The following is a 25502-nucleotide window of genomic DNA, read 5'->3' on the forward strand; positions in this document are numbered from 1 at the left end:
GACGGCGTGCCTCGCAGATCATCCCCCCGGGTGATCTGATCGTATCGGGTACGGAGCGGTTCGAAACGCCGAACTCACACGACGAAGGCGATGATGGCGCGCACCAGCACCACCAGCGTGCCCGCCCAGGCGCACAGCAGCATCACCCGGCGTGCCACCGACGGCGGCACTCGGCGCGCCGCGTACACGCCGGCGAGCATGCCGGCGGCCGTGCAGGCGCCGAGCACCAGCAGGTCCGCTGGGGCGATCGTGGGCAGGCCGCGCAGGGCGACAGAGACGGCGCCGTAGCCGAGGAAGATGATCTGCGCGCTCGCCGCGAAGCGGCGCTGCGGCCAGTCGTCACCGAGGGCGAAGGATGCCAGTGCAGGGCCGGACAGCCCACTGGAGGCATGCATGAAGCCGGCCACTGCCCCAGCGCCGATCGCGCCAGGGCGTCCGCGCACATGTCGCGCGATCGGACCGAGTCGCTGCGCGCTCAGCGCCAGCACGCCCATGCCGCCGATCAGCAGCAGCAGTGCGGGCTCCGGCAACGCGGATGCCGTCAGCGCCCCCAGCGGTGCGGCCAGCATCCCAGCACCCAGCAGCCACAGGGTGCGCGGCCAGTCGACCTCACGCCACGCACCTGGCACGGCGAACAGCGAGGCGATCACGGCGAGAAGCACGGCGACGGTCACACCTTCGACGGGTCCGTACGCGAGCACGATCGGACCGATCAGCACCAGCACGAATGCGAGCCCGGTGACGCGCTGGATGACCGCGGCGAGCACGGTCACCGCGGCGGTGAGCACCAGCATCCGTCAGCGACCTCCCGGCGGCCCGCCCGTCGGGCCATCCGTCGATCCTAGGCCGAGGAGTGTCCAGCGCCCGCCACCTCGGCGGCGCGCGCGAGGAACGCGTCCCGCACGGCCGCGAAGAGCGGGTGTCCGTCATCGAGGCCGGTCACATCGGATGCCAGCGCGACGGCGTCCTCGGTGCGCAGCCGCTGCTGCAGTTCGACCGACTGCACGTCCTCGGGATCGTCGAAGGAGAGTGCCGCCGCGACGGCTGCCATCAGCGCACTGGTGGGCAGTTCGCGCTCCGCGGCCTCGGCGGCGGGACCGATGAAACGGTCGTGCCGTGACAGTTTGCGCAGCGGCTGCCGTCCCACCCGCCAGACGGTGTCAGGCAGCGCCGGATTCGAGAAGCGCCGCAGGATCGTCGCCCTGTACTCGGCCAGTTCGCCAGGGTCGAGGCCGTGCTTGGCGACCAGCAGGGCGGAGGTCTCCCGCAGTGCGGCGGCGACCTTCGCCTCGATTGCCGGGTCGGCGAGTGCCTCGGAGATGCGCTCGATGCCGGCCTGCGCACCGAAGTACGCCGTGGTGGCATGCCCGGTGTTGACGGTGAACAGCTTCCGCTCGATGTAGGGGGTCAGATCGTCGACGAAGTGCGCGCCGGGGATGTGCGGCGGGTCGCCGCCGAACGGTCCCCGCTCGATCGCCCATTCGTAGAACGGCTCGACGGTGACGTCGACGCCGCCCCCCTCCGGCTGGCCGGGGACGATGCGGTCGACCGCGGTGTTCGCGAACACCGCGCGGCCGGCGAGGGCCCCCCAGTCCTCGCCGGCTCGCGCGATGATCTCCTGCCGCAGCAGGTCGGTGGCGCCGATCGCGTTCTCGCACGCCATGACGCGCAGGGCAGCGGCATCCGGCTCGCGCCTGCGCAGCGCGTCGAGGATCGGCGCGGCCACGAACGGCAGCACGGTGGGGCCCACCGCGGTGGTGACGATGTCGGCGTCGGCGATCTCGGCGACCAGCGCGTCGGGGTGCTCGGCGCTGTTGATCGCCCTGAACCCGGTGACGACCGTGTCGACGCCGCCCTCGCCCACTTCGTGCACCGTGTAGCTGTCAGCCGCGTTGATGGCGTCGACGAGCGGAGCGGCGACGTCGGAGAATACCAGGTCGTAGCCGCCCTGGTGCAGCAGCAGACCCACGAAGCCGCGCCCGATGTTGCCGGCGCCGAAGTGCACGGCCCTGCCGCTCGTGCCCCGCTCGTCGCTCATGCCTCGTTCACCGCCGACAGCAGCGAGAACAGCTCCTCCGGCGTCGCCGCGGCGTTCAGCGCCGCCACGTCGTCGTCGTCCGAGAACAGGATCGCGATCTGCGAGAGGATCTCGAGGTGCTCGCCGTCCTTGCCGGCGATGCCGATCACGAACGTGGCGCTGTCGCCGTCCCAGTCCACCCCGCCGTCGTACCGCACGACGCTGAGGGCCGAGCCGAGCACGGCGTCCTTGGCGTCGTTGGTGCCGTGCGGGATGGCCAGGCCGTTGCCCATGAAGGTCGACACGGCCTTCTCGCGCTCGTGCATCGCGGCGAGGTAGTCGCCCGTGACGGCGCCGGCGGCGACGAGAGCGTCGGATGCCTCCTGCAGCGCTTCATCGCGGGTGGCGCTTCCGGGGTGGATGCGCACGCGGTCGAGTGTCAGAACGCTCATTTCTCCTCCTGGCTCGGATTGGTGTTGCGGACGATCTCCACGACCTCGTCGTAGCGCGGCGAGTTCATGAAGTTGTCGACGGAGACGTGCATCGAGTCCGGCGACTTCGCCCTCGCGCGGTCGGTGAGCTGCTGCTGGGTGATGATCAGATCGGCCGTGCCGTCGAGGTTGGCGATCGCCGCATTCGTGACGGTGATGCCCTCGATGCCGGCCTTCTTGATCTTGTTCCGCAGCACGCTGGCGCCCATCGCGGACGAGCCCATGCCGGCGTCGCACGCGAACACGATGTTCGTGATCTGCCTCGTCGCCAGGGTGCCGCCGTCGGAAGCCCCGCCGGTCTCGACCTGCGTCTCCAGCTTGTCGACGAGCTCTTCTGCCGCAGCCGTGTCCCCGCTGGTGCGCAGCGCGTCCATCGCGGCGGACTTCTTGCCCTTGTTCGCCTCGGTCTGCGCGATCGCCGCACCGAACGAGTCCGCCTCGGCCAGCAGGTCGCGGCGACGGGATGCCCGCAGGATGATGCCGGTGATGAGGAAGGTCACCACAGCGGCGATGACCACCGACAGGTAGACCACCATCAGGTTGCCGACGCCGGGGCCGACGGCGGCCGCGGTCACCGCGATGATGCTTCCGGGTGCTGCCGGGAAGGCGAGCCCGCCGCCGAGGAGCATGTTCGTGGTGACGCCGGCGGCGCCTCCGGCGATCAGCGCGAGAATCGTCATCGGCTTGCTCAGGGCGTACGGGAAGTAGATCTCGTGGATGCCACCGAAGAACTGGATGATGATCGCCCCTGGAGCAGACGCCTTCGCAGCGCCGATCCCGAAGAAGGTGAAGCCGAGCAGCAGCCCGAGACCGGGGCCGGGGTTGGCCTCGATCAGGAACAGGATCGACTTGCCCGCATCGGCCGCCTGCTCGATGCCCAGCGGCGTGAACACGCCGTGGTTGATGGCGTTGTTCAGGAAGAGCACCTTGGCTGGTTCGACGATGATCGACACCAGCGGCAGCAACTGCATCGACACCAGCCAGCCGACCGCACCGCCGAGCACAGCGCTGATGCCGAGCATGACGGGGCCGAAGGCGAAGAACCCGACGATCGCGAGGATCATGCCGAGGATGCCGGCCGAGAAGTTGTTCACCAGCATCTCGAAGCCGGGCCTGATCTTGCCGTCCCACAGTCGGTCCATCTGCTTGGTGATCCAGCCGGCGATCGGACCCATTATCATCGCGCCGAGGAACATCGGGATGTCGGTGCCGACGATGACGCCCATCGTGGCGATCGTGGCGACGACGCCGCCGCGCTCGCCGTAGACCATGCGGCCGGCGGTGTTCGCGATCAGCAGGGGCAGCAGGTACGTGATCATCGGGCCGACGAGTCCGACGTAGGCGGCGAAGTTGCCTGCGTCGCCCTCCGCGAGGGCCGTCATGGCTCCGCGCCAGCCGATCGCCTCCGAGTCGCCGCCGCCGCCGATGATCTCGGCGACCGGATACCAGTGCCAGGCCTGGCCGAACGGGCTGTTCGCGCCGAAGAATCCGGCGGGGATGAAGAGCATCGTGATGAAGCCCCAGGCGATGAACGCCGCGATGTTCGGCATGATCATGCCGGACAGGAACGTGCCGAAGCGCTGCACCGCTACGCGGGCTCCTCCGGGCTTGGTCGGTGACGTCGTCGTCATGATGTGTCTCTTTCTCGTGTCAGGTGTCACGGGGTGGGGGATATGGCGCCGGCGGCTTCGCGGGCGCCGGCCGCATCGTCGGCGGTCAGAGCGGCCTCGGCGAGGCGTCGCGCATCTGCCGCCGTGTAGCGAGTGAGAGAGCGGCGCACGTCGGCGAGGGCCGCCGGCGCCATCGACAGGCTCGTCGCGCCGAGGCCGACGAGCACGACCGCCAGCAGCGGGTCCGCGGCGGCCTCGCCGCAGATTCCCACCGGCTTGCCGGTCCGCGCGCCGGCGTCGCCGACCTCGCGCACGAGTCGCAGCACGGCCGGGTGCCACGGGTCCTGGAACGAGGCCACCGAGCCGAGCAGCCGGTCGGCCGCCATCGTGTACTGGGTGAGGTCGTTGGTGCCGATCGAGGCGAAGCCGGCGTGCGCGAGCACGCGGTCCGCGAGCAGGGCGCTGGCCGGCACCTCGACCATGACGCCGGCGGTCTTCAGGTCGTATTCGTGCGCCAGCGTCGTGAAGTACGCCGTCTCCTCGACCGTGGTGACCATCGGCGCCATCACCCACAGGTCGGCTGCGGTGGCGGCATCCGCTTCGGCGAGGGCGGTGAGCTGCTCGCGCAGGATGTCCTCGCTGGCGCGCAGCGCCCGAAGGCCGCGAAGGCCGAGGGCGGGGTTCTCCTCGTGCGCGTCGTTGAGGAAGGCGAGCGGCTTGTCGGCGCCGGCGTCGAGCAGTCGCACGACGACCTTCTTGCCCTCGAACGCCTGCAGCAGCTCGATGTAGCTCGCCCGCTGCTGCTCGATCGTCGGCGCCTGCCCCGCCGAGAGGAAGAGGAACTCGGTGCGGAACAGCCCCACACCCTCTGCCCCGCGGGCCACGGCGTCGGCCGCATCGGCAGGCTTGCCGAGATTGGCCAGCAGCCCGATCCGCGTGCCGTCCGCGAGCGCGCCTGGCGCGACGGGACCAGCCTCCTCCGCGGCGCGTGCGGCGAGCCGCTCCGCGACCGCGGCGAGCTGCTGCCCGGTCGGTGCGCCGTTGACCGTGCCCGCGGCGGCATCGACGATCACACTCTGCCCGTCGACGAGCGCCGCAGCCTCTGCGGTGCCGACGATAGCGACGATGCCCTTCTCCCTGGCGAGGATCGCCGTGTGCGAGGTGGGACCGCCGTCGGTGGTGATCAGAGCGAGCACCTGATCGAGGTTCAGCAGGGCGGTGTCGGCCGGGGCGAGATCGCGTGCGACGAGGACGAACGGATGCCCAGGGTCCGGCACGCCGGGGGCGGTGACCCCGCGCAGGTGCGCCAGCACCCGCTGTGCGATGTCATCGAGATCGGCCGCGCGCTCGCCGAGGTACCCGCCCACCGCCTCGAGCGTGGCGCGGAAGCCGGCGAACGCATCGTGCACGGCCCACTCGGCCGTGGTGCCCTCGTCGAGTCTGGTGTCGACCTCATCCTGCAGCGCGGGGTCCTCTGCGATCATCGCCTGGGCCTCGAGCACCTCCGCTGCGGCGCCGCCGGCAGCATCCGCCCGCCGCTGCAGATCGGCCGCGACAGCGCCGACCGCGTCGCGGACCCGCGTGCGCTCCGCCTCGACGTCGAGTGCGCTGCTCTGCCTCTCCGGCGCGGGCAGAGCCTCGGCCATGCGCACGACGATCCCTGTCGCGACGCCCTGGCCGATGCCGACGCCGCGAAAGAAGTGGGCAGACACCGTGCTCACGCCGACTCGTCGTGGTCGGTGGTCAGCAGTTCGGTGAGGGTGTCGAGCACCTGCTCGGCGTTCTCGCCGTCGGCGGTGATCACGACATGGTCGCCGAAGTCGATGCCGAGTGAGATGACGCTGAGGATGCTGGCGGCGTTGACGGCCTTGCCGGAGTCCTTCGCGATCGTCACCGGGATGCCGGTGTCCTTCGCCGCCTGTGCGAACAGCTTGGCGGGGCGGGCGTGCAGGCCGTGCGAGGAGCCGACGCGGACGGTGCGGGAGGCGGTCATGGTGTTTCCTTCTGGTCTTGCGGCGCGGCCATCGCGTCGCGGACGAGGCGCAGCGTGCGGCTGCCGTCGAGGTCGCTGAATGCGTCGTCGGGGAGGGTGACGACGAGAGATCGTGCGGAGAGGGAGGAGCGGATGCCGTCGGCGTGATCAGCCAGGTGCGGGCCGATCAGCACCACATCGACGCCGGCCGCGGAGAGCGCCGTGCGCTCGGTGCCGGCCTCGGTGGACCACGGCAGGCCAGCAGCTCCGGCCGCACGCGCCAGTCGCTGGGCGACGAACGTGCTCGACGCTCCGGCGCCGCACACCACGAGGATCCGCATCGATGCCCCTTTCCGCTCCCAGTGTGCCCAGCGGCCCGCCGCGGGATCCACCAGGGTTCCTTCCGCCCCTGCGGAACGTGGATTTCCGCCCTTGGCGTCGCCGCGGCTGGCATCATGGAGGCGCAGACGTCGTCGATGAGGAAGGCGAAGGGATGTCACGCCAGCGCCAGGATCAGCTCCTCGGTCTGCTCCTGCGCCAGGACTCCTGGTCGACCGCGTCGGGGCTGGCTGATCAGCTCGGGGTGACTCCGCGCAGCATCCGCTCCTACGTCGCCGGTCTCAACGCGCGTGTCCCCACCGCCGACGCCGTCGAGTCGGGCCCGGCGGGCTATCGGCCCGGTCCAGGAGCCGGCGTCGCGCTGGACGCGGCAGGGGCCGCAGGCACCCCGCGCGCCCGCCTGCACCGGCTGGTGCGCACGCTGATCGATGAGGCCGACGGCGTCGACGTGTACGACACCGCCCTCGCTCTGCACGTCAGCGAGACGACACTCGAGAACGACCTCGCTCGCGTGCGCGCCCTGCTCGACGGCAGCCCGGTGCGGCTGGAGCGCGATCGCGACCAGGTGCGACTGCGCGGCGACGAGCAGTCGCTGAGACGACTGCTGAGCAGGCTGGCTCAGGACGAGATGGATGTCGGTCCGCTGCGTGCCGACGCGCTGCAGCGCGCGCTCGCGCCAGAGACGGTGCCCGCAGGCGCCGTGGGCCCTTTCAAATCGGCGCTGGTCGCCGAACTCGGCGCACTGGGGTATTACGTCAACGAACTCGCGATCAGCGATGTGCTGCTGCACATCACCATCGCGGCCGAGCGGGTGGCGGCCGGGCGTGCCCTGGAGGCCCGCACGGTCGCCGCGGACGACGCTGTGGCCGCGGTGGGGACGGCGATCGCCGGCCTCGCCCAACAGCACTTCGGGGTGGTGCTCGGCGAGGGTGATCGCGAGCACCTCGCCGGCCTCGTGCTGACCAGGGTCGTCGCGCCCGGAGATCATGCCAGGCGCAGCACTGCGCCGCCGGTCGATCCCGCCGTCGCCGAAGCTGTGCGTGCCGAGATCGAGCAGGCCGCAAGCGACTACCAGGTCGATCTCATCGACGACGCGTTCTTGCTTCGACTCACCCTGCACGTGCAGAACCTGCTGCAGCGGTCTCAGCAGCAGGCGTGGACCCGCAATCCGCTCACCCGGTCGCTGAAGTCGTCGTATCCGATGATCTTCGAGGTCGCCGTGTCGATCGCCAGCGGCCTTCACGACCGGCTGGGCGTGCCGCTGCAAGAGGACGAGATCGCCTACATCGCCATGCACGTCGGCGGGCGTCTCGAGCGCAGCAGGGCGGCGGATGCCATCCTGACGGCGACCATCGTCTGCCCCGGGTATCAGGAGCTGCAGGAGCTGCTGCGCTCGAGTGTGGACCGCTCGCTCGGTCGGCTGATCGAGGTCGTCCGCGTCGAGACCAGCGTCGACCCCGACGGCAGCGCGCTCGACACCGACCTCGTGCTCAGCACCGTTCCGCTGGCGGGGGCCGACGAGCGCATCGTGCGCATCCAGCCGTTCCTCTCGGATGGCGACGTCGAGCGGGTGCAGCAGGCCGCCGGCCGCATCCGGCGGGCCAGGCGCCTGCGACGACTGCGGGACGAGCTGCAGCGCTACTTCTCTGCCGACGCCTTCCTGGTGCCGCTGCCGGATGCCGGCGAAGAGCGGATCATCCGTCTGCTCGGGGCGACACTGACAGCATCCGATCTCATCGGCGAGGACTACGTCGAGAACACGATCGCACGCGAGCGGATGTCATCGACGGCGTTCACCGACGCGCTCGCGGTGCCCCACGCGCTGCAGATGAGCGCGCAGCGCACCGCGATCGCGATCGGCATCGCGGACGGCTCTGTGGCGTGGGGGAGCGGCCGCGTGCAGGTGGTTGCGCTCGCCGCGTTCAGCGACAGTGACCGCGAAGCGTTCCAGACGGTGTTCGAGCAGCTCGTCGAGGTGTTCAGCGAGCCAGGCAGCGTGCACCGGATCGTGCGACGCTCCACCGACTTCGAATCCTTCCTCGACGAGCTGGTCGCGGTCATCGACGGCTGAGCGTCACGACCTCGCCGCCGCCGTGCCCGCTACGCCGGGTCGAGAACCGCCGAGAGCGCGTCCAGCAGGGACTGCGCGTGCGGTGAGTCGGCGACCTCGAGGGTCACCTCGTCACCCGAGGCGATGGCGAGATCCATCACCGCCAGCACGCTGGACAGGTCGACGGATTCGCCCTCGCTCGTCGACAGCAGCACGGGTGCGCCGTGCGCTTCTGCCAGTCGCACGAGTTCGGCCACAGGTCGTGCGTGCACGCCGTGGTCGACGGCGACAGTGACCCGCCGACGCAGCGTGCTCATCCCCGCTCCGTGAGCAGTTCCCGCACGGCGGCCTCGAGTTCGGCTGCCGCAGCGACCGCCTCTGTCGGCGTCTCCGCGTGCGTGTCGATGTACACCTTCAGCTTCGGCTCGGTGCCGCTGGGGCGCACGATCACCCGCGATCCGTCTGCGAGTCGGTAGCGCAGCACATCGCCGGACGGCTCGCCGGCGGCTGCCGCCGACAGATCTTCGGCACTCGCGACGGCACGCGCGCCGAAGGACGTCGGATGCTGTGCACGCAGCGAAGCCATCAGGCCGGAGATCACCGAGAGGTCATCGACCCGGATCGACACCTGCCCGCTGGCGAAGTGTCCGATCTCTGCCGCCAGCTCATCGAGCAGACCCGCGATCGTCGTCTCGCGCACACGGGCATCCGCCGCCAGGCTCAGCATCGCGACGGCGGCCGAGATGCCGTCCTTGTCGCGCACCGTCCCGGGGTTGACGAGGTACCCGAGCGCTTCCTCGAATCCGAACAGGATGCCGGGGGCGCGGGAGATCCACTTGAACCCGGTGAGCGTCTCATGGAAGTCCAGGCCGTACCGCTCGGCGATGGTGCCGAGCCCGGGGGAGGACACCAGCGAGCACGCGAGCGAGGCACCAGGTGCCGGAGACTCTCCGGCAGACCGCGCGGCGCGCCAACCGAGCAGCAGGCCGACCTCGTTGCCGGTCAGGCGGCGCCAGCCGCCGGCGGCATCAGCATCCGGAATCGCGACGGCGAGCCGGTCGGCGTCAGGGTCGTTCGCGATGATGAACTCGGCGTCGACGGCGCGGGCACGGGCGAACGCGAGATCCATCGCACCCGGCTCCTCCGGGTTCGGGAAGGACACGGTGCGGAACGTCGGGTCGGGGTCGCGCTGCTCGTCGACCACGCGCGGGGCCGGGTAGCCGGCCGCCTTCAGCACGCGCGAGAACGTCTCCCAGCCGACACCGTGCATAGCGGTGTACACCCAGCGCATCTCCTGCACGCCGAAGGGTGCGGGGGCGATGCCGGCGGTGGCGACGATGTACGCGTCGACGACCTCCTCACCCGCGGTCTCGTAGGAGGTCGAACGCGGCAGAGCGCCGATGTCACCGGCATCCGCCACGCGCGCGATGTGCGCGGCGATCTCAGCATCCGCAGGCGACACGATCTGCGCGCCGCTGTCCGCGCCGCCCAGGTACACCTTGTAGCCGTTGTCATCCGGTGGATTGTGGCTGGCGGTGACCATCACCCCGGCATCGGCGCCGTAGTGGCGCACGGCGAAGGCGAGCACAGGGGTCGGCAGCAGGCGGGGGAGCAGGATGGCCCGGAGCCCGGCACCGGCGAACACCTCGGCGGAGTCCTCGGCGAAGCGGCGGGAGCCGCGGCGCCCGTCGTAGCCGATGACCACGGTGGGGGTGCCTGGCGTGCGCTCACGCAGGTACGCGGCGAAGCCGGCGGCCGCCTGCGTGACGAGCACCCGGTTCATCCGGTTGCTGCCGGGTCCGAGCGCGCCGCGCAGCCCAGCGGTGCCGAACTCGAGTCGGGTGCGGAACCGGTCGTCGAGGTCGGCAGCGGCGGCGGCATCGCCGGCGGCCGCGCGCGTGATGATGCCGGCGAGCTCGTCGCGGGTCTCGGCGTCTGGATCCTGGCGGAGCCAGGCGCGGGCCTGGTCGAGACGCTCAGTCGCAGTGCCTGTCTCGTTCACGGTTTCCCTCTCGGTCACAGCGCTCTTCTCGGTCACAGGGCTCGTCTCGGTCACAGGGCCTCGATCACTCTGGCCAGCAACGCCGAGATGACCGGCTCTGCCTCGCGTCCGGCCTCGATGACCTCGGCGTGGCTGAGGGGGGTCTGCTGGATGCCCGCTGCGAGGTTCGTGATGAGAGAGAATCCGAGGATCTCCATCCCGGCCTCGCGGGCGGCGATGGCCTCCAGGGCCGTGGACATGCCGACGATGTGACCGCCGATGTGCTTCGCCATCTGCACTTCCGCCGGCGTCTCGTAGTGCGGCCCGCGGAACTGCGTGTAGACGCCCTCGTCGAGCGTCGGGTCGATCGTGCGGGCGACGTCACGCAGTCGCTTGGCATACAGATCGGTGAGGTCGACGAACTTCGCACCTTCGAGAGGGGAATCGGCTGTGAGGTTGATATGGTCGCTGATCAGCACTGGCTGGCCGGGCGTCCACGTCTCGCGGATGCCGCCGGCGCCATTGGTGAGCACCATGATCTTCGCCCCCGTGGCCGCCGCGGTGCGCACGCTGTGCACCACACGGCGCACGCCGTGATCTTCGTAGTAGTGGGTGCGGGCCCCGATGACGAGCACGTTCTTCCCGTCGGGGGTGCGGATGCTGCGCAGCGTGCCGACATGGCCCTCAAGGGCGGGCTTGGAGAAGCCGGTCACCTCGGTGGCGGGGATGGTGCTGACGGTCTCACCGATGAGCTCGGCGGCCTTGCCCCAGCCGGAGCCGAGGGTGAGCGCGATGTCGTGGTGATCTACCCCGGTCAGGCGCGCGATGTCGGCAGCGGCCTTGGCGGCGATCGCGAACGGATCGGCGTTCGGATCGTCGAGAGGGTTCAAGGATGTTTCAGGCATGAGACCACTCTATGAAGGTGGCGGCTGTGGAGCCAGGATTGCGGAAGAATGGAGAGCATGTCTCAGACTTCCTTCGCGAACCGGCAGAGCGTGGCCGTCCTCGGTGGCGGACCCGGCGGGTACGAAGCCGCTCTCGCCGCCGCGCAGCTCGGCGCCGATGTCACCCTGGTCGAGCGGGTCGGAGTGGGTGGATCCGCTGTGCTTACCGACGTCGTGCCGTCGAAGAGCCTGATCGCCACGGCCGACGCCGCAGTCGCGATCGCCGAGGCATCTGATCTCGGCGTGCAGTTCTACGCGAAGGGCTCGCATGACAAGCCCCTCAAGCCCGAGATCGCCATCAATCTCGCCGCCGTCAACAAGCGGCTGCTGGCCCTTGCCGGTCAGCAGTCCGAGGACATGCGCGCCACGCTGCTCGAGGCGGGTGTGCGCATCCTCTCGGGACACGGGCGGCTGGAGGGCCCGAACGCCATCATCGTGGCGACGGGTCCTGGCGGCACCGACTTCGACCGCGTCGAAGCGGACACCGTCGTCGTCTCGGTCGGCGCCTCGCCGCGCGAGCTGGACTCGGCCAAGCCCGATGGGGAGCGCATCCTCACCTGGACGCAGCTGTACGACATGAAGGCCCTGCCGGAGCACCTCATCGTGGTCGGCTCCGGTGTCACCGGCGCCGAGTTCGCCTCGGCGTACATGAACCTCGGCGCGAAGGTCACGCTGGTCTCCAGCCGCGACCAGGTGCTGCCTGGTGAAGACGTCGACGCCGCACAGGTGCTCGAGAAGGTGTTCAAGCGCGGCGGCATGCAGGTCCTCTCCAAGGCCCGCGCCGACAAGGTCGAGCGCACGGAGAACGGTGTGCTGGTCACCCTGGCAGACGGCCGCACCGTCGAGGGCAGCCACTGCCTGATGGCGGTCGGGTCGATCCCCAACACCGCAGGCATCGGCCTGGAAGAGGCCGGCATCGAGCTCGACGACTCGGGACACGTGCGGGTCAACCGCGTGGCGCGCACCTCGGTGCCCAACGTCTACGCCGTCGGCGACTGCACGAACTTCTTCCCACTGGCATCCGTCGCCTCCATGCAGGGGCGCACCGCGGTCTTCCATGCTCTCGGAGACATCGTGATCCCACTGGAGCACCGCAAGATCACCGCGAACATCTTCACCGCGCCCGAGATCGCCACGGTCGGCTACTCGGAGCGCGATATCGAGAACGGCGAAGCCGAGGGGGTCGCCTACAAGCTGCCGCTCGCGGCGAACCCGCGGGCCAAGATGATGGGCATCAAGGACGGCTTCGTGAAGATCATCGCCCGCCGAGGTTCGGGCACGGTGATCGGCGGTGTGATCGTGGCGCCGAAGGCGTCCGAGCTGATCTACCCGCTTGCGATGGCGGTCGAGCGTCGCCTGAACGTCGACCAGGTCTCGCGCGTCTTCGCGGCGTACCCGTCGCTGACTTCGAGCATCACCGACGCCAGCCGCGCGATGCACGAGGTCAACAGCGCCTGAGCGCAGCGCACTCGACGCAGCGCCCGCAACGACAGCGCCCGGCCCTCGATCACTCGAGGGCCGGGCGCTGTCGTTTGAGAGATGCGTCAGGAGATCGTCAGCAGCTGGTGTCCGGACGACACGGTGGCTCCGGCCGCGGCGTTGATGTTGCCGATGACGCCGTCCTTGTGGGCCTGCAGCGGCTGCTCCATCTTCATCGCCTCGAGCACGACCACGAGGTCGCCCTTGACGACCTGCTGGCCCTCCTCGACGGCGACCTTGACGACGGTCGCCTGCATGGGCGACTTCACCGCGTCTCCGGAGGCACCCGCGTTGGCGGTCGTGGTGTGGCTCCGACGCGACGGCGGGACGGCGGCGGGACGACCGGCGGTGCCGGCGACGGGGGCCGCGACGCGATCGGGCAGGCTCACCTCGAGGCGCTTGCCGCCGACCTCGACGACGACCGTGTGGCGACCGGCGGCGGGAGTCGGGTCGTCGAGCTCGCCGTCCCATGCCGGGATCTCGTTGATGAACTCGGTCTCGATCCAGCGGGTGAACACGCCGAACTCGCCGTCCTCAGCGATGAACGCCGGCTCGCGCACGACCTGACGGTGGAAGGGCAGCACCGTGGGGAGGCCGGCCACCTCGAACTCGTCGAGTGCACGGCGCGAGCGCTCAAGCGCCTCGGCGCGGTCGCGGCCGGTGACGATGATCTTCGCCAGCAGCGAGTCGAAGGCGCCCGAGACGGCGTCGCCGGCGGTGACGCCGGAGTCCAGACGCACGCCGGGGCCGCCGAACGTCTTGAATGTCGTGATGGGGCCAGGCTGCGGCAGGAAACCGCGCCCTGGGTCCTCGCCGTTGATGCGGAACTCGAACGAGTGTCCCTGCGGGGTGGGGTCGTCGTAGTCGATGGTGCCGCCGGCTGCGATGCGGAACTGCTCGCGTACCAGGTCGATACCGGTGACCTCCTCGGAGACCGTGTGCTCCACCTGCAGACGGGTGTTCACCTCGAGGAATGACACCGTGCCGTCAGCGCCGATGAGGAACTCACATGTTCCAGCGCCGACGTAGCCGACCTCCTTGAGGATGGCCTTCGACGCGGAGTACAGCAGGTCGTTCTGCTCGTCGGTCAGGAAGGGTGCAGGCGCCTCTTCCACGAGCTTCTGGTGGCGGCGCTGCAGTGAGCAGTCGCGGGTCGAGATGACGACGACGTTGCCCTCGGCATCCGCCAGGCACTGCGTCTCGACGTGACGGGGCTTGTCGAGGTACTTCTCGACGAAGCACTCGCCGCGACCGAAGGCCGTGACGGCCTCGCGGGTGGCGGACTCGAACAGCTCGGCGACCTCGTCGAGCTCGCGGGCCACCTTCAGCCCGCGCCCGCCGCCGCCGTACGCGGCCTTGATGGCGATGGGCAGGCCGAACTCCTGCGCGAAGGCGATGACCTCGTCGGAACCGGACACGGGGCCGGGGGTGCCAGGCGCCAGCGGAGCGCCGACCTTCTCGGCGACGTGACGCGCGGTCACCTTGTCGCCGAGCGACTCGATCGCCTCGGCGGACGGGCCGATCCAGGTCATGCCCGCACCGACGACCGCGCGGGCGAACTCGGCGTTCTCAGCGAGGAAGCCGTAACCGGGGTGCACGGCGTCAGCGCCGGAGCGGCGGGCCACCGAGAGGATCTTGTCGATCTGAAGGTAGGTGTCGGCGCTGGTGGATCCGTCGAGGGCATATGCCTCGTCGGCGAGTCGCGCGTGCATCGCGTCGCGGTCCTGGTCGGCGTACACGGCGACGGAGGAGATCCCGGAGTCCCGGGCGGCACGGATGATGCGTACGGCGATCTCGCCGCGGTTCGCGATGAGCACCTTGGCGATGTGAGGCATGAGCTTCAGCCTAGCGAGTGCCAGGGCGTTCGTTTTGACGACTCCCCACAAGAATTCCGCGAAATCGTGGTGCGTGGTTCACTGTGTGGCTGGCGAAGACCACAGGTCGGTCCAGCGCACCCCGAGGTCGCCGGTCAGGCGACGCACGGTCGACAGCGACATGCCGACCACTGTCGATGGGTCGCCGTCCACCTGCGTGATGAACGCGCCGCCCAGGCTGTCGATGGTGAAGGAGCCCGCAACGTGCAGCGGCTCGCCGGTGCCGATGTACGCCTCGATCTCAGCATCCGTCACGTCATCGGCGAAGGTGACGGCCGCCTGCGCCACCGCCGTCGCCTCGACGGCGTCGTGGTCGGGGCGGATGCGGAAGACGGAATGCCCGGAGTGCAGGATGCCCGTCGCACCACGCATCTGACGCCAGCGCGCGCGCGCGACCTCGGCGGTGTGCGGCTTGCCGTGCACCTGTCCGCCGATCTCGAACATCGAGTCGCCGCCGATCACGATCCCGTCGAAACCAGGATGCTGGTGCGGGAGGCTCTGCGCGACGTTGGCAGCCTTGGCCCTGGCCAGCAGCAGCACGAGTTCGTCCGGGGCGAGCGGAGCACCTCGCTCGGCCTCCGCGGCCGCGGCGACGGCGTCCTCGTCCACGTCGGGGGAGGCGATCAGCGGTTCGATCCCGGCCTGCCGAAGCAGCATCAGTCGGGCAGGGGAGGTGGATGCCAGGCACACGCGCATGCGTCCACGCTAGCCGGTGTGGGATCCTGGAAGGATGACCGCGCAGGCTCCAGTTCTCGATCTCGACATCACCGGCATCGCCCACGGCGGTACGTTCATCGCCCGCCACGAAGGGCGAGTGGTGTTCGTGCCCGATGCCATCCCCGGCGAGCGGGTTCGGGTGCGCGTCACCGACGACTCCAAGTCGAGCTTCTGGCGTGCCGAAGCGCTCGAGGTGCTGGAGGCCTCGCCGCTTCGCCGCGCCCACGTGTGGGCCGAGGCCGACATCTCGCGCGCACCGGATGACCGCGTCGGCGGCGCCGACCTCGGACACATCGCACTCGACCATCAGCGGGTCCTCAAGCGCCAGGTGCTGCAGGAGGCGCTCGACAAGTTCGCAGGCGCGGGGCTCACAGCTCCAGAGGTGCAGGCCGTCGACGATGGTGATGGCACCGGCTGGCGCACCCGCATGACGCTGCATGTCGATGGCGATGGCCGCATCGGGCCGTACGCGGCTCGCAGTCATCGCGTGATCGAGGTCGCGGATCTGCCGCTGGCAAGTGCCGCGCTCGCCGATGCCGCAGGGGCGCTGGAACGGCCAGAACCCGGTCGTATCGAATTCGTCGAACCCACGGACGGTCTTGCGCGCGTGCTGCGACGACCTGAGCGGCAGGCGGATCGCCCCGTCCGTGGTCGACGCGGCGCCCGACCGTCGCGTCGACCTTCGGCCGAGACGATCATCGAGCGTGTCGGCGACCGCGAATTCCAGCTCGATGCGGACGGATTCTGGCAGGTGCACCCGCTCGCGGCCACCGTGCTCGATTCGACGGTGCGCTCGCTGCTCACCGGGCGCGTCGACCCTGATGCCACGCATTTCGACCTGTACGGCGGTGTCGGGCTGTTCGCAGCCACCCTGGCGGACCTCGGTGCGACCGACATCGTCACCGTGGAGTCGAATGCGCGCGCCACTGCGCATGCGCGAGCGAACCTCGCGGCCCACGATGTCACGGCTGTCACGGCGCGGGTGGACCGCTTCCTGGCATCCGCTCCAGAAGGCACCCGCGCTGGCGCGGTCGTGCTCGACCCGCCGCGTGCGGGCGCAGGCCGGGAGGTCGTCGAGGCGATCACCGCGCTGTCGCCCGAGGCCGTCGTATACGTGGCATGTGACCCGATCGCCCTGGCCAGGGATCTGCACACCTTCCGCGGGCTTGGGTGGGACGCCGCCGCGTTGCAGTCGTTCGACCTGTTCCCGCACTCGCATCACTTCGAGGCCGTCGCCCTGCTCACGCGCTGAGCGCACTGCGGCGGCAGAGCGCACGGATCAGAACCGGAGCACTGAGTAGGCTGGACGGATGAGTACCGTCGCCCTCATCGACGACCACGAGTCGGTTCGCCTCGGCCTGGAGGCCGCGTGCATGCGCGACGGTGAGCAGCAGGTGGTGTTCTCGGGTGCCACGGTGAAGGAGTACCTCACCTGGCGGGCAGGATCCGCGCTGCCACCGGTCGACGTCGTCGTGCTCGATCTGACTCTGGGCGATGGCACAACTGTCACCGAGAACGTGGCCACTCTCGTGGCGGATGGTGCGAGCGTGGTCATCCACAGTGTGGCTGACCGCCCGGCCTCCGTCCGCGAGGCGCTGGTGGCAGGTGCCGCCGGCGTCGTCAGCAAGTCCTCGGCGCTCGACGACGTGCTCGATGCGATCCGCACGGTCGCGCGCGGAGATGCGCTGAACAATGTCGAGTGGGCGAGCGCCGTCGACGGCGATCGCGAGTTCGCCGATGCGCAGCTGTCCACCCGCGAACGCGAGGTGCTGCGCCTGTATGCCGCGGGTCTTCCGCTGAAGGCGGTCGCAGAGCGGCTCGGGGTGGCGTACTCCACCGCCAAGGAGAACATCACGCGCATCCGCGTCAAGTACGTCGAGGTGGGGCGTCCCGCCCCGACCAAAGTCGATCTGCTGCGCCGCGCGATGGAGGACGGCATCGTCGCCCCTGACGGGGTGCCGAGTGGCGGCTGACACTCGCAGCATCAGCGAGGCGTGGCAGAGCCTGCCGACGGCCGGCGAAGTCGGTGTCGGGCTGGAGCGCTTCACCGGGCACCGGATGGAGCGCATCCTCGCGATCGTCGCGGCGATCGGATGCACGGCTCTCGGGGCGCAGGCGCTGCTGGCGGCTGTGACCGATATCAGCGTCGTCGACGCGCCGCGCGTCGCGATGATGCTGCTGGTGTTCGGGCCGCTGCTGTGGATGATCATCGCGTGCATCAGCGCGCGGTGGATCAAGTCGGCCTGCGGCACGTTCGCGATCGCCTACGTCGTCGCACTCTTCCTGTGGCCGGTCATCGTCGACCGCACGCCGGATGAGCCGGCCAGCCAGCCGTGGATCTTCTTCCTGGTCAACATCGCGGTCGTGGCGGCCCTTCTGGCCTTCCGTCCGCGACTGCAGCTGCTGTGGGCGCTCGGCCTGCCGTTCGTGTACGGATACGTGCGGCTCGTCGAGGGGGACTTCTCGCGGGAGTTCTGGATCACGACCGGTTTCGACGTGTCGTTCACGCTCATCCTCGGCATGGTGATCGTCTCGCTGGGCTGGATGTTCCGGCAGGTGGCAGCCGGTGTCGATGAGGCGCGCGACAAGGCGGTGCAGACCTATGCGGCGGCAGCCGCAGCATCCGCGTCCGAAGAGGAGCGGGTGGCGATGTCGGCGCTGATGCACGACAGCGTGCTGGCAGCGCTGATCGCCGCCGAGCGAGCGGCCTCCGAGCGGGAGCGCGATCTGGCCGTCGTGATGGCACGCGAGGCGCTGACCCGCCTGGCGAACACCGAGGCATCCATCGCGCAGGAGGGCAACGACGAGCCGATCAGTCGCGCACAGATCGTCGCCGAGCTGCGCCGCACGCTCTCCGAACAGGGTGTGGATGCCGTCGTGGAGGAGCGCGGGGCGGCGGCGCAGCTGCCGGGGCGCGTGGCGCGAGCGATGGTGCTCGCCGCCCGCCAGGCGATCGGCAACGCCCTTGAGCATGCGGGTGGCCGCGGCCTGCACGTCATCGCGGCGTCATCGGCGACGGATCGCCTGACCGTGACGGTGATCGACGCCGGACCGGGATTCGACCCCGAAGCCGTCGGTGAGGATCGCCTCGGCATCCGCGCATCGATCGTGGCGAGGATGGCTGCAGTGGCAGGCACGTCCGAGATCAGGTCGGATGCTGACGGCACCATCGTCGTGCTGGGCTGGGAGCCCGCGTGAAGCGCACCGTACGCAGCATCACCACGGCGCTGGCACTCGGGTTCGCGCTGTACTTCGCCGCGCGCGCGATCTGGTGGATCGTGCAGCCGAGCGCTCCGCTGCTCATGGTGTCGGCCATCGGGCTGTATCTCGCCGCGACGCTGACGGTGGTGCTGGCCGGCGCGGCGCACAGCATCCGCCTGCCGGTAGGCCCGGCCATGCTCGCGCTCGGCACGAGTGTCGCGGTGCCGTCGCTGGTGAGCCTGTCGCTGGTGGCGACTGCACGCGAGGCGGGGTTCGCGACCTGGTACATCGGTGCGATCGGTCTGCTCGCCGTGGTGTGCATCGTGCGACGCCAGCCGCTGTGCGGATGGTCGATGCTCGTGGCGCTGATCGTGTCGGCGTCGATCTACCTCGGCCTCGGAAACGCGTTCACGCTGGGACTGGTCGGCTCGATCACGTGGGTGGTGGTGGCGCAGCTGCTGGTGCTGTTCTGGGATCGCGCCGTGCGCGACACCGAGCGGCTCGCCGACATCCAGCAGGCGGTGTCGGCGTGGAACGCCACACAGGAGGTGCGGCAGCGCGAGCGGCGCGTGCGCGCGCAGCTCGCGCTCGCGGTGGCAGGGCCCGTGCTCACCCGCACTGTGGCGTCGCGGGGGGACCTGACCGAGCAGGAGCGGCTCGATGCCCGCCTGGCCGAGGGGACGCTGCGCGATGAGCTGCGCGGTGCGGTTCTGCTCAACGATGCCGTGCGGAGTGCGATCTCGGATGCCCGCCGGCGCGGCACCATGGTGACCGTGTTCGACGAGGGCGGCATGGAGGGCCTCGACGAGGCGCGGATCGAGCAGATCCGCGATGAGCTCGCTGAAGTGCTCGAGAACGCGCGGTCGAACCGGGTGATCATCCGAGCCGGTCGTGATGACACAGTGGCGGTGACCGTCGTCGGTCGTGCGGCCGGCGGTGCGCATGACGATGATGCCGTCGATCTCTGGCACGAGATCCGGCGCGTCCAGGACTGAGCTGTTCGTCCGGGACCGAGACGTTCATTCGCCCGGGACGGAGATGGGCGAGGGGCGGCGAAGCCGCCCGCCCCTCGCCAGTGCGGAACAGCTACCCGAAAACTGTCCCGCTTGGGGGCGCATTGCGTCTGTCTACCCTGGGACAGAGCAACCGCCTAACGCGAAGCGTTGATATAAGTTTCCCGCGTAGATCGGTGTCTGTCTGTAGGTATTTTGGGGGACAAATTCACCTTTTTTCGGCCGAAATGACCGTTCTTGCCCCGCAATTGCTCGACTTTCAGAGAAGTCGCATTCGACCTTTGGCCAGGTCGTCGGTCCGCTGCTCGAAGCCGCAAGCCGCTCGGTCAGCCGGAGTACCGACCCCAGGGGATGTCCCGACGAAGGGGTGCCCGCAGGCCGCGTCGAGTGCGCTGCCACGCCGAGACGTGCGGCACCTCGGCGACAGCCTCGCTCCTCTCTCGAGCGTGCGCGTCGCTTACGACCGCGATGAGGGCGGCGAGTTCCTCTGCCGTGGGGGTCCCGCGAACGATCTCGATCGTGGCGGGCTGCTCTTCCTCGGTCACAGCGGGATGTTCCCGTGCTTCTTGGGTGGCAGCTCAGCGCGCTTGCCCCGCAGTGAGCGCAGCGCCTTGGCGATCGTGACGCGAGTGGCGGCCGGTTCGATGACGCCATCGATCTCGCCGCGCTCCGCGGCAAGGAACGGCGAGGTCACGCTGTACGTGTACTCATTGGCGAGGCGCGTGCGAACGGCCGCGACGTCCTCGCCGTTCTCCTCGGCCTTCTTGATCTCGTTGCGGTACAGGATGTTCACGGCACCCTGGCCGCCCATCACCGCGATCTCGGCGGTGGGCCAGGCGATGTTGACGTCGGCGCCGAGCTGCTTCGAGCCCATCACGATGTACGCGCCGCCGTAGGCCTTGCGCAGGATGACGGTGACGAGTGGCACGGTGGCCTCGGCGTAGGCATAGATGAGCTTCGCGCCACGGCGGATGACGCCCGTCCATTCCTGGTCGGTGCCGGGCAGATAGCCCGGCACGTCGACGAGAGTGACGATCGGGATCGAGAACGAGTCGCAGAAGCGCACGAAGCGGCTGGCCTTCTCGCCGGCCTCGATGTTCAGCGTTCCCGCCATCTGGGAGGGCTGGTTGGCGATGATGCCGACCGAGCGGCCCTCGACCCGACCGAAGCCGATCAGGATGTTCGGAGCGAACAGCGGCTGCACCTCGAGGAACTCGCCGCCGTCGACGACGTGCTCGATGACCGTGTGCATGTCGTACGGCTGGTTGGGGGAGTCGGGGATGATCGTGTTGAGCACATGATCGGCGTCCGTCGTCTCGAACTCGAACGCCGAGTCGTACGAGGGCACCTCTGCCATGTTGTTGTCGGGCAGGTAACTCAGCAGCGTGCGAACGTAGTCGAGGGCATCGTCCTCATCTTCGGCGAGGTAGTGCGAGACGCCGGAGCGGGTGTTGTGCGTGTACGCGCCGCCGAGCTCCTCCATGCCGACGTCCTCACCGGTGACGGTCTTGATGACATCGGGACCGGTGACGAACATCTGACTGGTCTTGTCGACCATGATGACGAAGTCGGTCAGCGCCGGGCCATACACGGCGCCGCCGGCGGCCGGGCCCATGATGATGGAGATCTGCGGGATGACACCCGACGAGCGGGTGTTGTGGCGGAAGATCTCGCCGTACTTGCTCAGCGCGAGCACACCCTCCTGGATGCGGGCGCCGCCCGAGTCGAGGATGCCGATGATGGGCATGCCGCCCTGCAGGGCGTACTCCATGACCTTGATGATCTTGTCGCCGGCGACCTCGCCGAGCGAGCCGCCGAAGGTGGTGAAGTCCTGCGAGTAGACGGCGACTGTGCGCCCGTGGATGGTGGCGACGCCGGTGACGACCGAGTCGCCGTACGGGCGGTTGCGGTCCATGCCGAAGGACGTCGTGCGGTGGCGGACGTACTCATCGAACTCGACGAAGCTGCCGGTGTCGACGAGCATCTCGATGCGCTCGCGCGCGGTCATCTTGCCCTTGGCGTGCTGCTTCTGCTGGGCGATCTTCTCGGGCTCGACGACAGCTTCATTGAAGCGGGCGCGGAGATCCGCGATCTTGGCGGCTGTGGTCGAGAGGTCAGGCGTTTCCGTCACGGATTCCACACTAGCGCCGGGGTGCGCCGCGCCGTTGGATGCTCGGCACAACGGGGACGCCATTCCTTTGGCCGTTCCCTGTGCTCGCGGTGGCTGTGCGTAGGCTCGTCTGCATGCCCACCCCTGTGATCATGGATGTCGACACCGGCATCGACGATGCCCTCGCTCTGCTGTTCGCCGTCGCGCATCCGGAGATCGATGTTCTGGGAGTGACGTGCGTGGCCGGCAACGCCGGGCTCGAGCAGGTCGTCGACAACACGCTGCGCATCCTCGACCTGGCCGGCGCCGCGGATGTACCGGTTGCGGCCGGCGCCGCGCGCCCATTGATCGCACCCGCGCGGTCGGCGTCGCACGTGCACGGTGCCGACGGACTCGGCGGCGTCGCCCTGCCCGCGACGACCCGGCAGGCGTCCTCGGAGTCGGCGGTTGCGCTGATGCGGCGGCTGATCATGCAGCATCCGACGCGGGTGACGCTGGTCGCGCTCGCGCCGCAGACCAACCTGGCGCTGCTGCTGCGCACCCACCCCGAGGTGGCGGAGCGGATCGAGCGGATCGTCTTCATGGGGGGATCCGCGAGCGTGGGCAACGCGACGGCCGTGGCCGAGTTCAACGTCTGGCACGATCCTGAGGCGGCGGCGATCGTGTCGGATGCCGGAGTGCCGACCACCATGTACGGACTCGACGTGTTCAACGTCGTCGCCGTGCCGTTCGATCGGGCAGCGTCCCTGGCGACCGGCTCGCACCGCGTGGGCCGGGTCGTGGGCGAGCTGCTGAGCCATCGAGTCGCGCTGAGCGAGGACGAGTCGCTGCAGTACACCGGGTTCATCGGCGACGCGGGTGCGGTGTGCGCGATTGTCGCGCCCCACCTGGTGCGCTTCGAGAGTCTGCCCGTGCGGGTCGAGCTCGCCGGCTTCAGCCGCGGTCAGACGATCGTGGATCGTCGGCCGTACGCCGGTGAGGACAAGCTGCATGGTCTGAGCGATGAGTGGTCGCGCTCCGAGGTGGCGCTCGGTATCGATGCGGATGCTGTCGCAGAGCTGTTCCTGGAGACGGTGCTGCAGCTGCCGAGGGACTGACCCTGCCGGGAATCAGCCGATCGGGGTCGTCGTGTCGATGGCTTCTCGAAGAGGTTTGCGCATCGCGGCCCAGTAGCGGGTCGGTGTGACGCGTGTCAGCACGTCGACGAGCCGGGCCTCCCGCCCGACCATGGTGCGTTGCCGCCGGCGCACGGTCGCCTCGACGATGCGCTCTGCGGCATCCGTCGGCTCCGTGCGGTACATCGCGGCCTGAGCATCCGCGGCGCGCTGCGCCACGGCGGGGTCGAGGGCGGCGGCGTAGCGCCCGTGCAGGATGATTCCGGTCCTGACTCCGGCCGGGTAGACCGCGCCGACCGTCACGCTCGTGCCTTCCAGTTCGTGGCGCAGTGCTTCGCTGAAACCGCGCACCGCGAATTTGCTCATCGCGTACGGGATGCGCCCGGCCGGTGCCCCGAGTCCGTAGAGCGAGACGAGGTGGGTGATGTGTGCCTGCTGCGCTCGCCGCAGCGCGGGCAGCAGCGCCTGAGTGATGTTCACGGTGCCCCACAGATTGACGTCCATGAGCCAGCGCATCTCATCCATCGTGAGCTGATCGATGTTGCCGAGCATGGAAGAACCAGCACACGTGATGAGCGACCGCACCTCGGGGTGCTGCGCCTCGATCTCGCCGGCGAGTGCGCGTACGGCGGCATCGTCGGCGAGATCAATCACGTGGGTGGTGTGGCCTGTGCCGTTCAGATCGGCGACGAGCGCGGCGAGGCCCTCGCCATTGCGGTCCAGCAGGGCCAGGCGTGCGCCGCGGCGAGCCAGCGATCGTGCGACCTCGGCGCCCATGCCGCTGGCCGCCCCGGTGATGACGCAGGTTGCGCCCTGCACGTCCAGTCGTGCTCGTGCCACAAGGCGTCCCTTCATCGTTGAAGCGCCCGGATGTCGGGTGTCACACCACACTAGGGGGCGCCACGAGGTGGAGCGTCCCGCGGGGTCCTCGGGACGGCGAGAGGGGGCGGCGATGTGGGGTTGAGCTTCTTTCAGAAAGTTTCTCTGATCAGCCGGATTCTGCCCTGTCAATGTCGGTGGCCCCGTGTTGAATAGTGGGTATGAACAGCACCGCAGCCATTCTCGATCGGGTCGTCGCCGACCTCGATCAGCTGCTCGGTACGGACGCTCTTGCGGTTCTCACGGATGCCGAGCGGATGGTGGTGCTGACCCGGGCCGGGGATGCGTTGCGGCGGGTGGAGGCTGTGGTCGTCGAGACCGTGGCGACCTCGGATCCGGTGGGGCTTGCGAATGGTGTCGGATGCCGGAGCATGAACGAACTGCTCCAGCGCACCCTGCGGGTGGATGCCCGTGCGGCGGCGCAAGTGGTGCGGGCCAGCCGGGTCGTGCATCGTGAGGCCGAGCTGACGTCAGGGACGTGGTTGCCGGCACGGTGGCCGGACCTGCGGCAGGCGATGCTGGACGGGGCGATCGGCGTGACCGGGCTGTTGGCCGCGACCGGCCCGGTCGAATCCGCTGGCGACCGGATCGGCGCCGCGGACCGGTGGAAGGCCGACGCGGTGCTCGCGGAGGTGGTGCGCGGGTACACGGCCACGGAGGGCGCGGATGCAGACGGTGGAGATACGGATGCCGATGATGGGGCGGATGCCGATGACGCGGCGCAGCGGGACAGGGTGCCCCCGGCGACGCCGGAGGATGTGAAGGCGATCGCGCATGCGATCGCTCTGCGGCTGGACCCTGATGGCGCGGAGCCGACCGAGCAGCGGGCGATGACGCGTCGGTTCCTGTCGATCGGGCGGATGCAGGATGGGGTGTATCCACTGCGGGGGAACCTGCTGCCCGAGACCTACGCGCAGTTGCAGCTGCTGCTGGATGCGCAGCTGAACCCGAAGACCGACGGGCCACCCGTTCCGGAAGGTGTCACCTTCCGCCCATCCGACGAGGAAGACGACCACCGCGCCGACGATGCTGACGACGACGGGGACAACGCCGGTGACGGGGACCCGTTCAACACCGACCCGCGCAGCGTGCTCGACACGCGTACACGGGGGCAGAAGCAGCACGACGCCCTCGCCGCGGCCCTGGGCATCGCGGCCCGGCATGCGGATATGCCGTCGCTGGGCGGTGCGGCGCCGACGCTGGTGGTGCACCTGGATTCCGCCGACAGCTCCTGGGCCACCATCCCCGGCGTCGAAGCCCCGGTGCACGCGGCCGCCGCCCGGCACACCGGGTGCACGGGGGCGATCCAGCGGGTGTTCACCGAGCAGGGCCGGATCGTGGGGATCACGGTCACCGACCGGATCTTCACCGTCCACCAGCGCCGGGCGATCACCCTGCGCGACAGGGAGTGTCTGATCCCCGGGTGTCACGTTCCCGCCACGTGGTGTGAGATTCACCACGTCACCGAATGGGCCAACGGTGGACCGACCAGCACCGACAACGGCGTCCCGTTGTGCTGGTGGCACCACCGCTCCCTGGAGTACTCCGGGTGGGAGATCCGCATGAACCACGGACTCCCCGAAATCCGCGGCCCCGCATGGTGGGACCCCGAACACCACTGGCGCATCCCACGCCTCTCACTGCCGGAGTTCGCCTACACGTAGCGGCGAATCCGGGGTGGACACCGGGCTGGCATCGTCCTCTGTGCTG

Annotated in this window: 23 protein-coding genes; 8 read left to right on the top strand and 15 right to left on the bottom strand. The window is 69.6% G+C overall.

Annotated features, from left to right (window positions below; all coding sequences use genetic code 11):
* Window positions 1–74 precede the first annotated feature (74 nt).
* The 7 genes from MNR00_RS05700 to MNR00_RS05730 form a co-directional block, all read right to left on the bottom strand.
* The gene (locus tag MNR00_RS05700; RefSeq protein WP_241928195.1) at window positions 75–794 is read right to left on the bottom strand and encodes a sulfite exporter TauE/SafE family protein; all 720 of its coding nucleotides are present in this window, start codon (window positions 792–794) and stop codon (window positions 75–77) included.
* Between the two features lie 47 nt (window positions 795–841).
* Complete coding sequence (locus tag MNR00_RS05705) at window positions 842–2038, bottom strand: mannitol-1-phosphate 5-dehydrogenase (RefSeq protein ID WP_241928196.1); 1197 nt, start codon at window positions 2036–2038, stop codon at window positions 842–844.
* Window positions 2035–2469, bottom strand: a complete 435-nt coding sequence (locus MNR00_RS05710) for a PTS sugar transporter subunit IIA (protein ID WP_241928197.1) — start codon at window positions 2467–2469, stop codon at window positions 2035–2037. Before MNR00_RS05710 ends, MNR00_RS05705 begins: the two co-directional genes overlap by 4 nt.
* Window positions 2466–4139 (bottom strand): PTS mannitol transporter subunit IICB, encoded by a 1674-nt coding sequence (locus tag MNR00_RS05715; RefSeq protein WP_241928198.1) that lies wholly within the window; start codon window positions 4137–4139, stop codon window positions 2466–2468. The genes MNR00_RS05710 and MNR00_RS05715 overlap by 4 nt, the downstream gene beginning before the upstream one ends.
* A 26-nt stretch (window positions 4140–4165) precedes the next feature.
* Window positions 4166–5764, bottom strand: a complete 1599-nt coding sequence (gene ptsP / locus MNR00_RS05720) for a phosphoenolpyruvate--protein phosphotransferase (RefSeq protein WP_241928770.1) — start codon at window positions 5762–5764, stop codon at window positions 4166–4168.
* Window positions 5765–5835: 71 nt separating this feature from the next.
* On the bottom strand, window positions 5836–6111 hold the full coding sequence (locus tag MNR00_RS05725) for an HPr family phosphocarrier protein (protein ID WP_241928199.1): 276 nt from the start codon (window positions 6109–6111) through the stop codon (window positions 5836–5838).
* A complete protein-coding gene (locus MNR00_RS05730) occupies window positions 6108–6431 on the bottom strand; it encodes a hypothetical protein (protein WP_241928200.1) in 324 nt (107 codons plus the stop codon). The genes MNR00_RS05725 and MNR00_RS05730 overlap by 4 nt, the downstream gene beginning before the upstream one ends.
* A gap of 152 nt (window positions 6432–6583) precedes the next feature.
* On the opposite strand from MNR00_RS05730, the gene MNR00_RS05735 reads away from it, so the two are divergent.
* Complete coding sequence (locus tag MNR00_RS05735; RefSeq protein WP_241928201.1) at window positions 6584–8500, top strand: PRD domain-containing protein; 1917 nt, start codon at window positions 6584–6586, stop codon at window positions 8498–8500.
* 29 nt (window positions 8501–8529) lie between these two features.
* Here the strand turns inward: MNR00_RS05735 and MNR00_RS05740 are convergent, their stop codons facing one another.
* The 3 genes from MNR00_RS05740 to MNR00_RS05750 are packed head-to-tail and all read right to left on the bottom strand — an operon-like array spanning window position 8530 to window position 11365.
* On the bottom strand, window positions 8530–8796 hold the full coding sequence (locus MNR00_RS05740; protein ID WP_241928202.1) for an HPr family phosphocarrier protein: 267 nt from the start codon (window positions 8794–8796) through the stop codon (window positions 8530–8532).
* Window positions 8793–10499: a phospho-sugar mutase gene (locus MNR00_RS05745; protein ID WP_241928203.1), complete on the bottom strand. Its 1707-nt coding sequence runs from the start codon at window positions 10497–10499 to the stop codon at window positions 8793–8795. Before MNR00_RS05745 ends, MNR00_RS05740 begins: the two co-directional genes overlap by 4 nt.
* 32 nt (window positions 10500–10531) lie before the next feature.
* Entirely contained in the window at window positions 10532–11365 is an 834-nt protein-coding gene (locus MNR00_RS05750; protein ID WP_241928204.1) for a purine-nucleoside phosphorylase, read from the bottom strand.
* 48 nt (window positions 11366–11413) lie between these two features.
* Here MNR00_RS05750 and MNR00_RS05755 point away from each other — a divergent pair, with 48 nt between their 5' ends.
* Window positions 11414–12862 (top strand): NAD(P)H-quinone dehydrogenase, encoded by a 1449-nt coding sequence (locus MNR00_RS05755; RefSeq protein WP_241928205.1) that lies wholly within the window; start codon window positions 11414–11416, stop codon window positions 12860–12862.
* 86 nt (window positions 12863–12948) lie between these two features.
* Here the strand turns inward: MNR00_RS05755 and MNR00_RS05760 are convergent, their stop codons facing one another.
* Window positions 12949–14718, bottom strand: a complete 1770-nt coding sequence (locus tag MNR00_RS05760) for a biotin carboxylase N-terminal domain-containing protein (protein ID WP_241928206.1) — start codon at window positions 14716–14718, stop codon at window positions 12949–12951.
* 78 nt (window positions 14719–14796) lie between these two features.
* The gene (locus MNR00_RS05765; RefSeq protein WP_241928207.1) at window positions 14797–15453 is read right to left on the bottom strand and encodes a Maf family protein; all 657 of its coding nucleotides are present in this window, start codon (window positions 15451–15453) and stop codon (window positions 14797–14799) included.
* Between the two features lie 34 nt (window positions 15454–15487).
* Between MNR00_RS05765 and MNR00_RS05770 the strand changes: the two genes are divergently transcribed.
* The 4 genes from MNR00_RS05770 to MNR00_RS05785 are packed head-to-tail and all read left to right on the top strand — an operon-like array spanning window position 15488 to window position 19670.
* Window positions 15488–16726 (top strand): TRAM domain-containing protein, encoded by a 1239-nt coding sequence (locus MNR00_RS05770; RefSeq protein ID WP_241928208.1) that lies wholly within the window; start codon window positions 15488–15490, stop codon window positions 16724–16726.
* 58 nt (window positions 16727–16784) lie between these two features.
* Window positions 16785–17447: a response regulator transcription factor gene (locus MNR00_RS05775; RefSeq protein ID WP_241928209.1), complete on the top strand. Its 663-nt coding sequence runs from the start codon at window positions 16785–16787 to the stop codon at window positions 17445–17447.
* Window positions 17437–18672 carry an ATP-binding protein gene (locus MNR00_RS05780; protein ID WP_241928210.1) on the top strand — a complete coding sequence of 412 codons (1236 nt, stop codon included), beginning with the start codon at window positions 17437–17439 and terminating at the stop codon, window positions 18670–18672. The genes MNR00_RS05775 and MNR00_RS05780 overlap by 11 nt, the downstream gene beginning before the upstream one ends.
* Entirely contained in the window at window positions 18669–19670 is a 1002-nt protein-coding gene (locus tag MNR00_RS05785; protein WP_241928211.1) for a hypothetical protein, read from the top strand. Before MNR00_RS05780 ends, MNR00_RS05785 begins: the two co-directional genes overlap by 4 nt.
* A gap of 344 nt (window positions 19671–20014) precedes the next feature.
* On the opposite strand, the gene MNR00_RS05790 is transcribed toward MNR00_RS05785, so the two are convergent.
* Both MNR00_RS05790 and MNR00_RS05795 read right to left on the bottom strand, forming a co-directional pair.
* A complete protein-coding gene (locus MNR00_RS05790; RefSeq protein ID WP_241928212.1) occupies window positions 20015–20233 on the bottom strand; it encodes an acyl-CoA carboxylase subunit epsilon in 219 nt (72 codons plus the stop codon).
* Window positions 20230–21819 (bottom strand): acyl-CoA carboxylase subunit beta, encoded by a 1590-nt coding sequence (locus MNR00_RS05795; RefSeq protein ID WP_241928213.1) that lies wholly within the window; start codon window positions 21817–21819, stop codon window positions 20230–20232. Before MNR00_RS05795 ends, MNR00_RS05790 begins: the two co-directional genes overlap by 4 nt.
* A gap of 113 nt (window positions 21820–21932) precedes the next feature.
* On the opposite strand from MNR00_RS05795, the gene MNR00_RS05800 reads away from it, so the two are divergent.
* The gene (locus MNR00_RS05800; protein ID WP_241928214.1) at window positions 21933–22895 is read left to right on the top strand and encodes a nucleoside hydrolase; all 963 of its coding nucleotides are present in this window, start codon (window positions 21933–21935) and stop codon (window positions 22893–22895) included.
* Window positions 22896–22907: 12 nt separating this feature from the next.
* On the opposite strand, the gene MNR00_RS05805 is transcribed toward MNR00_RS05800, so the two are convergent.
* The gene (locus MNR00_RS05805) at window positions 22908–23753 is read right to left on the bottom strand and encodes an SDR family oxidoreductase (protein ID WP_241928215.1); all 846 of its coding nucleotides are present in this window, start codon (window positions 23751–23753) and stop codon (window positions 22908–22910) included.
* Window positions 23754–23953: 200 nt separating this feature from the next.
* Here MNR00_RS05805 and MNR00_RS05810 point away from each other — a divergent pair, with 200 nt between their 5' ends.
* A complete protein-coding gene (locus tag MNR00_RS05810; RefSeq protein WP_241928216.1) occupies window positions 23954–25456 on the top strand; it encodes an HNH endonuclease signature motif containing protein in 1503 nt (500 codons plus the stop codon).
* The last annotated feature ends 46 nt before the right edge of the window (window positions 25457–25502 follow it).

Source organism: Microbacterium sp. H1-D42 (assembly GCF_022637555.1).
Taxonomy (GTDB): domain Bacteria; phylum Actinomycetota; class Actinomycetes; order Actinomycetales; family Microbacteriaceae; genus Microbacterium.

Coding starts and splice junctions, on each gene's coding strand:
- MNR00_RS05700 (WP_241928195.1), bottom strand. CDS start 794: ATGCTGGTGCTCACCGCCGCGGTGACCGTGCTCGCCGCGGTCATCCAG.
- MNR00_RS05705 (WP_241928196.1), bottom strand. CDS start 2,038: ATGAGCGACGAGCGGGGCACGAGCGGCAGGGCCGTGCACTTCGGCGCC.
- MNR00_RS05710 (WP_241928197.1), bottom strand. CDS start 2,469: ATGAGCGTTCTGACACTCGACCGCGTGCGCATCCACCCCGGAAGCGCC.
- MNR00_RS05715 (WP_241928198.1), bottom strand. CDS start 4,139: ATGACGACGACGTCACCGACCAAGCCCGGAGGAGCCCGCGTAGCGGTG.
- ptsP (WP_241928770.1), bottom strand. CDS start 5,764: ATGGCCGAGGCTCTGCCCGCGCCGGAGAGGCAGAGCAGCGCACTCGAC.
- MNR00_RS05725 (WP_241928199.1), bottom strand. CDS start 6,111: ATGACCGCCTCCCGCACCGTCCGCGTCGGCTCCTCGCACGGCCTGCAC.
- MNR00_RS05730 (WP_241928200.1), bottom strand. CDS start 6,431: ATGCGGATCCTCGTGGTGTGCGGCGCCGGAGCGTCGAGCACGTTCGTC.
- MNR00_RS05735 (WP_241928201.1), top strand. CDS start 6,584: ATGTCACGCCAGCGCCAGGATCAGCTCCTCGGTCTGCTCCTGCGCCAG.
- MNR00_RS05740 (WP_241928202.1), bottom strand. CDS start 8,796: ATGAGCACGCTGCGTCGGCGGGTCACTGTCGCCGTCGACCACGGCGTG.
- MNR00_RS05750 (WP_241928204.1), bottom strand. CDS start 11,365: ATGCCTGAAACATCCTTGAACCCTCTCGACGATCCGAACGCCGATCCG.
- MNR00_RS05755 (WP_241928205.1), top strand. CDS start 11,414: ATGGAGAGCATGTCTCAGACTTCCTTCGCGAACCGGCAGAGCGTGGCC.
- MNR00_RS05760 (WP_241928206.1), bottom strand. CDS start 14,718: ATGCCTCACATCGCCAAGGTGCTCATCGCGAACCGCGGCGAGATCGCC.
- MNR00_RS05765 (WP_241928207.1), bottom strand. CDS start 15,453: ATGCGCGTGTGCCTGGCATCCACCTCCCCTGCCCGACTGATGCTGCTT.
- MNR00_RS05770 (WP_241928208.1), top strand. CDS start 15,488: ATGACCGCGCAGGCTCCAGTTCTCGATCTCGACATCACCGGCATCGCC.
- MNR00_RS05775 (WP_241928209.1), top strand. CDS start 16,785: ATGAGTACCGTCGCCCTCATCGACGACCACGAGTCGGTTCGCCTCGGC.
- MNR00_RS05800 (WP_241928214.1), top strand. CDS start 21,933: ATGCCCACCCCTGTGATCATGGATGTCGACACCGGCATCGACGATGCC.
- MNR00_RS05810 (WP_241928216.1), top strand. CDS start 23,954: ATGAACAGCACCGCAGCCATTCTCGATCGGGTCGTCGCCGACCTCGAT.